Here is a 9,182-nt window from a genome sequence, read left to right on the forward strand (position 1 = left end):
CCCCGCCACGAGGGGCTCCGCCGTTGGCCCGAACCCCGCGACAAACCACCACACGTGCGCAATCCCAGCGAACGTCGGACAATGGAGGCCTTGGCGGCCCGCCGCGCCGCCCCTCCCGCTTTCCGCTGCAAGGATTCCCCCATGGCCGCCCGCAAGTCCTCCGCTCCGCTCATCGAAGTTACCGCCCGCCGCGGCCAACCGCTGGGCATGTCCCCGGCCGTGTTCCTGCGCGATTTCTGGCAGAAACGCCCGCTGCTGATCCGCAACGCCTTCCCGGACTTCCAGACCCCGGTGCAGCCGGAAGACCTGGCCGGACTGGCCTGCGAGGAGGGCGTGCTGGCGCGCCTGATCGAACACGACAAGGCCCAGGACAGCTGGCGCGTGCGCAGCGGCCCGTTCCAGGAAGACATCTTCCCCGCCCTGCCCGACCACGACTGGACCCTGCTGGTGCAGGACGTGGACAAGTGGGACAAGGACGTGCGCGCCCTGATCGAACACTTCAGCTTCCTGCCGCGCTGGCGCATGGATGACGTGATGATCAGCTTCGCCGCCACCGGTGGCTCGGTCGGTGCCCATGTCGACCAGTACGACGTGTTCCTGCTGCAGGCCCATGGCCACCGCCGCTGGCAGATCGATGCCAGCGAATCGATCAAGGGCAAGCAGCCGCCGCTGGGCTTCCGCCCGGACGTGGAACTGAAGCTGCTGAAGGTGTTCAAGCCGACCCACGACTGGGTGCTGGCGCCGGGCGACATGCTGTACCTGCCGCCGAACGTGCCGCACCACGGTGTCGCCGAAGATCCGTGCCTGACCTTCTCGTTCGGCATGCGCGCACCGGCCTCGGCCGAGCTGATCAGCGACTACCTGGACACCCTGATCGCCGATGCCGACGAGAACATCCGCTACCAGGATGCCGACCTGAAGGTGCCGGCCGACCCGAACGAAATCGACACGGTGGCGATGGCGCGCGTGATCACTGCGCTCAACGCCATCCGCATGAACGACCCGGACAAGCTGGGCGACTGGTTCGGCCGCTTCATCACCACCTACCGCGCTGCCGGTGAGGTGATGGCGCATCAGGCCGCACCGGCACAGGAGGAAGTCGTCGAAGCACTGGCGTCCGGCCTGCTGCTGCAGCGCCACCCGTGGGCGCGCCTGGCCTGGCGCCGGGCCAAGCGTGGCGCCAGCCTGTATGTCAGCGGCCAGGATTTCGCGCTGCCGGTGAAGGACGCACAGCGCCTGGCCGGTGCCGAGCAGCTCGACGCCGCCGCCTATCGCGGCCTGTCCGACAAGGGCCGCGCGGTGGTCCAGCAGCTGCTGGTCGGTGGTGTGTTCCAGCTGATCGATCCGAACGAGACGTATGACGCTGAAGACGAGGACGACGGCGAGGACGCCGTGGTGCTCGGCGAAGTGGTCGAGGGCCGTGACCGTGTCGACGCGATCGACGCCGATGCGGTATCCGACGATGTCCACACCGTGACCGTGCACGACGACGGCATCGAGGTCATCGTCAACTTCGAAGACCACGACGAAGACGACAGCGACGACGGCCGCGCCTGAGCCTTGCCATGATCCGGGTCCAGCAGGTCAGCCACGCCGACGCCCACTTCGCCATCCACGAGGTACGCCAGCGCGTCTTCGTGCAGGAACAGGGCATCGCCGCCGAGTTGGAACGCGATGCGTTGGACCCGGTCAGCGCCCACGTGCTGGCGCTGGACACCGACGGCGAACCGATCGGCACCGGCCGGCTGGCCCCGGATGGTCGCATCGGCCGCATGGCGGTGCTGGCCAGCCATCGCAGCCGCGGCGTCGGTGAAGCCCTGCTGGAGGCGCTGGTCGAGGCCGGGCGCCGGCTCGGCCTGGACGAGCTGCACCTGCACGCGCAGCTGCCGGCGCGTGACTTCTACGCCCGCCAGGGCTTCCTGCCGGAGGGCGGGGTGTTCGACGAGGCCGGCATCGGCCACCAGCAGATGCGTCGCCGACTGGGCGCGGCCAGCGCCATCGACGACCGCGCCGAGGCGGTGGCGATCACCACGGCCATCATCCACCGCGCCCGTCGCCAGCTGTGGCTGCACAGCCGCCAGCTGGACCCCGGCCTGCTGGACGCGCCGCCGGTACAGGCCGCCCTGCGCCGCTTCGTCACCGCCCGCCACGACAAGCTGCTGCGGGTGATCGTGCACGATGCAGCGGCGATCGCCTCCGCCGGTGCACCGCTGCTGGCCTTGGCCCAGCGCCTGCCCAGTGTGATCCAGTTCCGCGAGGTCACCGACCGGGTCGACCGTGCGCTGGCCTCGGCCTGCCTGCTCAACGATGCAGGCGACTTCTACTTTCGTCTGATCGGTCATCGCCTCGACGGCGAGGCCGGCATTGCGCTGCCTGCACGTTCGCAGCCGTTCGAGCAGCAATTGCAGCGCGTCTGGGACCGTTCGCGCGATTGCAGCGAACTGCGTGCGCTCGGCATCTGAGCGGGTACCGCCCACTCAACCTGTCTGGAAGCGGCACCGGGGGACCCGGGATGCCCGTTTTGGTGCCCCTTCCTGTCCGGATGGGGGTACAATTTGGCTGTTTGAACGCGCCCGCGCAGGGCTATTCATCTTCCTGCCGGGTCCTTCTGAAGCCATACCCCACAAAGCGAATCAACACCCTCCATCGTGGACAATCAACTGAAGCAGTTTGCGCAATCTTCGCAGCTCGCCGGCGGCAACGCCTCCTATGTCGAGGACCTGTACGAGCAGTACCTGGTCTCCCCGGACAGTGTCGATCCCAAATGGAAGACCTACTTCGACGGCTTCAAGGGCCGCGAAGCAGGCGACATTCCGCACTCGGCCGTCATCTCCCACATTGCGGACGCGGCCAAGGAAGCGCTGAAGGCCGGCACCGGCAACGGTGCGGGCGACGAGCGTGAACGCAATGTCGGTCGTCTGATCACCGCCTACCGCTCGCGCGGCCACCTGGACGCCCGCCTGGACCCGCTGGGCCTGGCCGCGCCGGTCAACACCCCGGACCTGGGCCTGCCGTTCCACAGCCTGTCCGATGGCGACCTCAACACCGAGTTCAGCACCGGCGGCGTCGGCGGCCAGCCGCGCATGAAGCTGCGCGACCTGCTGGCACGCCTGAAGGCGACCTACACCGGCTCGATCGGTGCGGAGTTCATGCACATCTCCGAGGTCGAGCAGCGCCAGTGGATCTACAAGAAGCTGGAAGCGGCCGGTGGCAACTACCAGCTGGACGCTGACACCCAGCGCCGCACCCTGGAGCGCCTGACTGCGGCCGAAGGCCTGGAGCGCTACCTGCACACCAAGTACGTCGGCCAGAAGCGCTTCTCGCTGGAAGGCGGCGACTCGCTGATCCCGATGATGGACACCATCATCCGCAGCGCCGGCAAGGATGGCGTCAAGGACGTGGTGATCGGCATGGCCCATCGCGGCCGCCTGAATGTGCTGGTCAACACCCTGGGCAAGAACCCGCGCAAGCTGTTCGACGAGTTCGAAGGCAAGTTCGAGCACGACGAGCACGCCTCGGCCGGCGACGTGAAGTACCACATGGGCTTCTCGGCCGATGTGGCTACCGACGGTGGCCCGGTGCACCTGGCGCTGGCGTTCAACCCGTCGCACCTGGAAATCGCCGACCCGGTCGTGGCCGGTTCCGTGCGTTCGCGCCAGGAGCGCCGCAAGGACACTGCCCGCAAGCAGGTCATGCCGATCCTGATCCACGGCGACGCGGCCTTCTCCGGCCAGGGCGTGGTCATGGAGCTGTTCCAGATGTCGCAGGCCCGCGGCTTCGCCGTCGGCGGCACCGTGCACATCGTGGTCAACAACCAGGTCGGTTTCACCACTTCCAACCCGCTGGATACGCGCTCCACGCGCTATGCCACCGACGTGGCGAAGATGATCGCCGCCCCGGTGCTTCACGTGAACGGTGATGATCCGGAAGCCGTCGTGTTCGCCGCGCAGCTGGCCTTCGAGTTCCGCCAGAAGTTCGCCAAGGACGTGGTCATCGATCTGATGTGCTACCGCCGTTGGGGCCACAACGAGGCCGACGAGCCGGCGATCACCCAGCCGCTGATGTACCAGGTGATCCGCAAGCACGCCACCACCCGCGAGATGTACGCCGAGCAGCTGGAAAAGGCAGGCGTGATCGCCGCCGGCGCCGGCAAGGCGATGGTCGATGCCTACCGCGAGAAGCTGGATGCCGGTGAAGTGACCACCGAGCTGGCCAAGGTCGAGAAGACCCCGCCGACGAGCCCGCTGTTCGTCGATTGGCCGAAGCTGCTGGAAGGCAAGCTGTCCGATCCGATCTCGACCAAGGTCGAGAAGAACAAGCTGGTCGAGCTGGCCAAGCTGATCAACACCATTCCCGAAGACGTGCAGCTGCACTCGCGCGTGGCCAAGGTCTACGACGACCGCCGCAAGATGGCTGCCGGCGAGATCCCGGGCGACTGGGGCTTTGCCGAGAACCTGGCCTACGCCACCCTGCTCGACGAGGGCAACGCACTGCGCCTGGTCGGCCAGGACGTGGGCCGCGGTACGTTCACCCACCGCCACGCGATCCTGCACGACCAGAAGACCGACAACTACTACATGCCGCTGCGGCAGCTGGTGGATTCGCCGGAGAAGGCCACCGTCATCGATTCGCTGCTGAGCGAAGAAGCGGTGATGGCCTACGAGTACGGTTTCTCCACCACCGATCCGAACACGCTGTGCATCTGGGAAGGCCAGTTCGGCGACTTCGCCAACGGCGCCCAGGTGGTGATCGACCAGTTCATCGCCGCCGGTGAAGCCAAGTGGGGCCGCATTTCCGGCCTGACCCTGCTGCTGCCGCATGGCTATGAAGGGCAAGGCCCGGAACACAGCTCGGCGCGCCTGGAGCGCTTCCTGCAGCTGTGCGCGCTGGAGAACATGCTGGTGGTCGTGCCGTCGACCCCGGCGCAGGCCTTCCACATGCTGCGTCGCCAGCTGCACATGACCACCCGCAAGCCGCTGGTGGTGATGTCGCCGAAGTCGCTGCTGCGCCACAAGCTGGCCGTGTCGACCCTGGACGAACTGGCCAACGGCGAGTTCCAGCACCTGATCGGCGACGCCAACGCGGACGCCAAGAAGGTCAAGCGCGTGGTGCTGTGCTCGGGCAAGGTCTACTACGACCTGCTGGAAGACCAGACCAAGCGTGGCCAGGACGACGTGGCGATCATCCGCGTGGAGCAGCTGTATCCGTTCCCGCGTGCGCTGCTGGCTGCCGAACTGAAGAAGTACGGCAAGGCCACCGACGTGGTGTGGACGCAGGAAGAACCGCAGAACCAGGGTGCGTGGTACCAGATCCGCCACCACCTGCAGTTCTGCCTGGCCGATGGCCAGAACCTGCACTACGCCGGTCGCGCACGTTCGGCTTCGCCGGCTGCCGGTCACATGGCTGACCACGTCCGCGAACAGCAGCAGCTGGTCGCCGACGCACTGGTCAACCCGTTCAACGACACGTTCGCTGAATAATCCTCCCCTATTTAGAAGACAAACCAGGAAGCTCCCGCAATGGCCACCGAAGTCAAAGCCCCGGTACTGCCCGAATCCGTCGCCGACGGCACCATCGCCACCTGGCACAAGAAGGTGGGCGACGCCGTCAAGCGCGACGAAAACCTGCTTGACCTGGAAACCGACAAGGTCGTCCTGGAAGTGCCGTCGCCGGTCGACGGCGTGCTCAAGGAAATCAAGTTCGCCGAAGGCTCGACCGTGACCTCCAGCCAGGTCGTGGCGATCATCGAAGAAGGCGCCGTGGCTGCTGCCCCGGCTCCGGCTGCTGAAGCCGCTCCGGCAGCAGCCGCTGCCCCGGCCGCTGCTGCTCCGGCGGCTGCCGCCGCTCCGGCCCCGGCTGCCAAGTCGGCTGCCGATGCCCTGCCGCCGGGCGCCCGCTTCACCGCCATCACCGAAGGCGTGAACCCGGCCGACGTCGACGGCACCGGCCGTCGCGGCGCGGTCACCAAGGAAGACATCGTCAACTTCGCTCGCAATGGCGGCGCCGGCAAGGCCGGTGGCGCACGTCCGGAAGAACGCGTGCCGATGACCCGCATCCGCAAGCGCATCGCCGAGCGCCTGATGGAGTCGAAGAACTCCACTGCCATGCTGACCACCTTCAACGAAGTCGACCTGTCCAAGGTGTCGGCGGCGCGCAAGGAACTGCAGGACGAGTTCGTCAAGGCCCACGGCATCAAGCTGGGCTTCATGAGCTTCTTCGTGAAGGCCGCGGCCAATGCGCTGCAGCGCTTCCCGCTGGTCAACGCCTCGATCGACGGCGACGACATCATCTACCACGGCTACTCGGACATCTCGATCGCCGTGTCGACCGAGAAGGGCCTGGTCACCCCGGTCCTGCGCAACGTCGAGCGCATGTCGTTCGCCGACATCGAGAAGACCATCGCCGACTACGCCAAGAAGGCGCGTGACGGCAAGCTGGGCCTGGATGAACTGCAGGGCGGCACCTTCACCGTGACCAACGGCGGCACCTTCGGTTCGCTGCTGTCGACCCCGATCATCAACCCGCCGCAGAGCGCCATCCTGGGCATGCACGCCATCAAGGAGCGTCCGATCGCCCAGAACGGCCAGGTCGTGATCGCGCCGATGATGTACCTGGCGCTGTCGTACGACCACCGCATCATCGACGGCAAGGATTCGGTGCAGTTCCTGGTGGACATCAAGAACCAGCTGGAAAACCCGGGCCGCATGCTGTTCGGCCTGTAAGAAACCTCCCGCCCCTCCGCGCCTGCGCGGAGGGGTTCTGGTAATGCATCAAGGAATAATTCAATGGCTGAACAATTCGACGTCGTCGTCATCGGTGCCGGCCCGGCCGGTTACCACGCTGCCATCCGCGCGGCCCAGCTGGGCCTGAAGACCGCCTGCATCGACGCAGCGCTGGGCAAGGACGGCAAGCCGGCCCTCGGCGGCACCTGCCTGCGCGTGGGCTGCATCCCGTCCAAGGCGCTGCTGGATTCCTCGCGCCAGTTCTGGAACATGGGCCACATCTTTGGCGACCACGGCATCAGCTTCAAGGATGCCAAGATCGACGTCGAGGCGATGGTTGGCCGCAAGGACAAGATCGTCAAGCAGTTCACCGGCGGCATCGGCATGCTGTTCAAGGCCAACAAGGTCGCCGCCTACTACGGCTTCGGCGAACTGCAGCCGGGCAACGTGGTCAAGGTCACCCAGCATGACGGTTCCATCGTCGAGCTGAAGGGCACCAACGTCATCATCGCGGCCGGTTCGGATTCGATCGAACTGCCGTTTGCCAAGTTCGACGGCGAGACCATCGTCGACAACGTCGGCGGCCTGGACTTCACCGAAGTGCCGAACCGCCTGGCGGTGATCGGCGCCGGCGTGATCGGCCTGGAACTGGGCAGCGTGTGGAAGCGCCTGGGTGCTGAAGTCACCATCCTCGAAGCCATGCCGGAGTTCCTGGCGGCTGCCGACACCGAAGTGGCCAAGGCCGCTGCCAAGGAATTCAAGAAGCAGGGCCTGGACATCAAGCTCAACGCCAAGGTCTCCAAGACCGAGATCACCGGCAAGGGCAAGAAGAAGGAAGTCATCGTCACCTATACCGACGCTGAAGGCGAAAAGACCCTGACCGTGGACAAGCTGCTGGTGGCCGTCGGCCGTCGCGCCGCCACCAAGGGCCTGCTGGCCGAAGGCACCGGCGTCAAGATCAACGAGCGCGGCCAGATCGAAGTCGACGCGCACTGCCACACCGGCGTCAACGGCGTGTGGGCGGTCGGCGACTGCGTGCGCGGCCCGATGCTGGCGCACAAGGGCTTCGAGGAAGGCATCGCGGTGGCTGAGCTGATCGCCGGCCTGCCGGGCCACGTCAACTTTGACACCATCCCGTGGGTCATCTACACCGAGCCGGAACTGGCCTGGGTCGGCAAGACCGAAGCCCAGCTGAAGGCCGAAGGCATTCCGTACAAGGCTGGCAGCTTCCCGTTCGCCGCCAACGGCCGTGCCGTGGCGATGATCGAACCGGCCGGCTTCGTGAAGATCCTGGCCCACGCCGAAACCGATCGCATCCTCGGCATGCACTTGGTCGGCGCCAACGTCTCCGAGCTGGTGCACGAAGGTGTGCTGACCATGGAGTTCAGCGGCTCGGCCGATGACCTGGCCCGCATCTGCCATGCCCACCCGTCGCTGTCGGAAGTGATCCACGACGCGGCGATGGCGGTCAGCAAGCGCGCCATCCACAAGGCGAACTGACCTGCATCCGGGTGCGTGCCGACCGTTGGTCGGCACACTCCTGCAAACAGAAAACCCCGCCTCGGCGGGGCTTTTTGTTGCCCTTCTTCATGTAGAGCCGAGCCTACGCTCGGCTGCGCACTTGGCGGTCCGTGAAGGCACAGCCGAGCATCGGCTCGGCGCTACACCTTTCCAGCCGGCTTCTTCGGTGGATCGTCGCAGACCCTGTGCTGCACCACCGTCTCGCCGACCTTCCACTCCTTCGTGACCCGGCAGCGCTCCTTGGCCTTCGGTACCGTCGAGGGTTTCGCCCCCGCAGCATTCGCTTCATCAGCACCGGCTGCCTGCTGCCGCTCCAGCCACGCCGACGGTGGCGCGGGCGGTGCGGCCAGCACCGGGCCTGACAACAGGGCCAGACCGACCAGCAGCACCATCCTCATGCGGCCACCGCCCGGCCACCCAGCAACCGCGCCGGCAGCATGAACAGCGCGCGCAGGAAGGCGAACAGGGCCGAGAAGGTGATGCCGACCAGGCGGAACGGCAGGCTCAGCAGCCAGACGAACGGCCAGGCGATCAGGGCGAGGATCGCCAGCGGCCAGCACAGCACGAACAGCAGGCACCACACACCGAGCGCGAACAGGGTCTTCATCACGGTCTCCTTGGGGCGGCACCCTGCCGCCTGGGACCACCTTGGCGCCCTGCCCCGGCGGCCGCAAATGGTTTGCGACGAAACCGGGCTGGGGGCGATGAAAGCGATCCAGCGCCGTTGTAGAGCCGACCCTACCCTCGGCTTTTCACAACCACCCCACCGTGGGCTCCGCTCTACAGGAGCTGCACTTCGCCCGGACAGTCTCTTATAAAAAAAATAACCTGCCGAACATCAAAACTGTTTTTATCTAGGTGGTGGGCCTTTCATTAAAAAACGGGGGGGGGGGGGGGGGGGGGGGGGGGGGGGGGGGGGGGGGGGGGGGGGGGGGGGGG

The 9,182-nt window shown here is 66.5% G+C and carries 7 protein-coding genes; 5 read left to right on the plus strand and 2 right to left on the minus strand.

Translation table 11 applies throughout. The annotated features are described in order from the left end of the window. The first annotated feature begins 141 nt into the window (after positions 1-141). From QRO91_RS20655 to lpdA, 5 genes are all read left to right on the plus strand, one after another. On the plus strand, positions 142-1,557 hold the full coding sequence (locus tag QRO91_RS20655; protein ID WP_197651236.1) for a cupin domain-containing protein: 1,416 nt from the start codon (positions 142-144) through the stop codon (positions 1,555-1,557). Positions 1,558-1,565: 8 nt separating this feature from the next. Continuing rightward, complete coding sequence (locus tag QRO91_RS20660; RefSeq protein WP_197651235.1) at positions 1,566-2,462, plus strand: GNAT family N-acetyltransferase; 897 nt, start codon at positions 1,566-1,568, stop codon at positions 2,460-2,462. A gap of 186 nt (positions 2,463-2,648) precedes the next feature. Beyond that, positions 2,649-5,480, plus strand: coding sequence for a 2-oxoglutarate dehydrogenase E1 component (locus QRO91_RS20665; protein ID WP_049429412.1), 2,832 nt, complete (start codon positions 2,649-2,651; stop codon positions 5,478-5,480). Positions 5,481-5,519: 39 nt separating this feature from the next. Then, on the plus strand, positions 5,520-6,722 hold the full coding sequence (gene sucB, locus QRO91_RS20670) for a dihydrolipoyllysine-residue succinyltransferase (RefSeq protein WP_005410272.1): 1,203 nt from the start codon (positions 5,520-5,522) through the stop codon (positions 6,720-6,722). Positions 6,723-6,785: 63 nt separating this feature from the next. Next, positions 6,786-8,222, plus strand: coding sequence for a dihydrolipoyl dehydrogenase (lpdA, locus tag QRO91_RS20675; RefSeq protein ID WP_197620688.1), 1,437 nt, complete (start codon positions 6,786-6,788; stop codon positions 8,220-8,222). Positions 8,223-8,383: 161 nt separating this feature from the next. On the opposite strand, the gene QRO91_RS20680 is transcribed toward lpdA, so the two are convergent. Both QRO91_RS20680 and QRO91_RS20685 read right to left on the minus strand, forming a co-directional pair. Continuing rightward, positions 8,384-8,641 (minus strand): hypothetical protein, encoded by a 258-nt coding sequence (locus QRO91_RS20680; RefSeq protein ID WP_197620686.1) that lies wholly within the window; start codon positions 8,639-8,641, stop codon positions 8,384-8,386. Beyond that, a complete protein-coding gene (locus QRO91_RS20685; protein WP_010486834.1) occupies positions 8,638-8,850 on the minus strand; it encodes a hypothetical protein in 213 nt (70 codons plus the stop codon). Before QRO91_RS20685 ends, QRO91_RS20680 begins: the two co-directional genes overlap by 4 nt. Positions 8,851-9,182 lie beyond the last annotated feature (332 nt).

It is taken from the genome of Stenotrophomonas maltophilia group sp. Smal32, from assembly GCF_030237085.1.
GTDB lineage: Bacteria > Pseudomonadota > Gammaproteobacteria > Xanthomonadales > Xanthomonadaceae > Stenotrophomonas > Stenotrophomonas maltophilia_Q.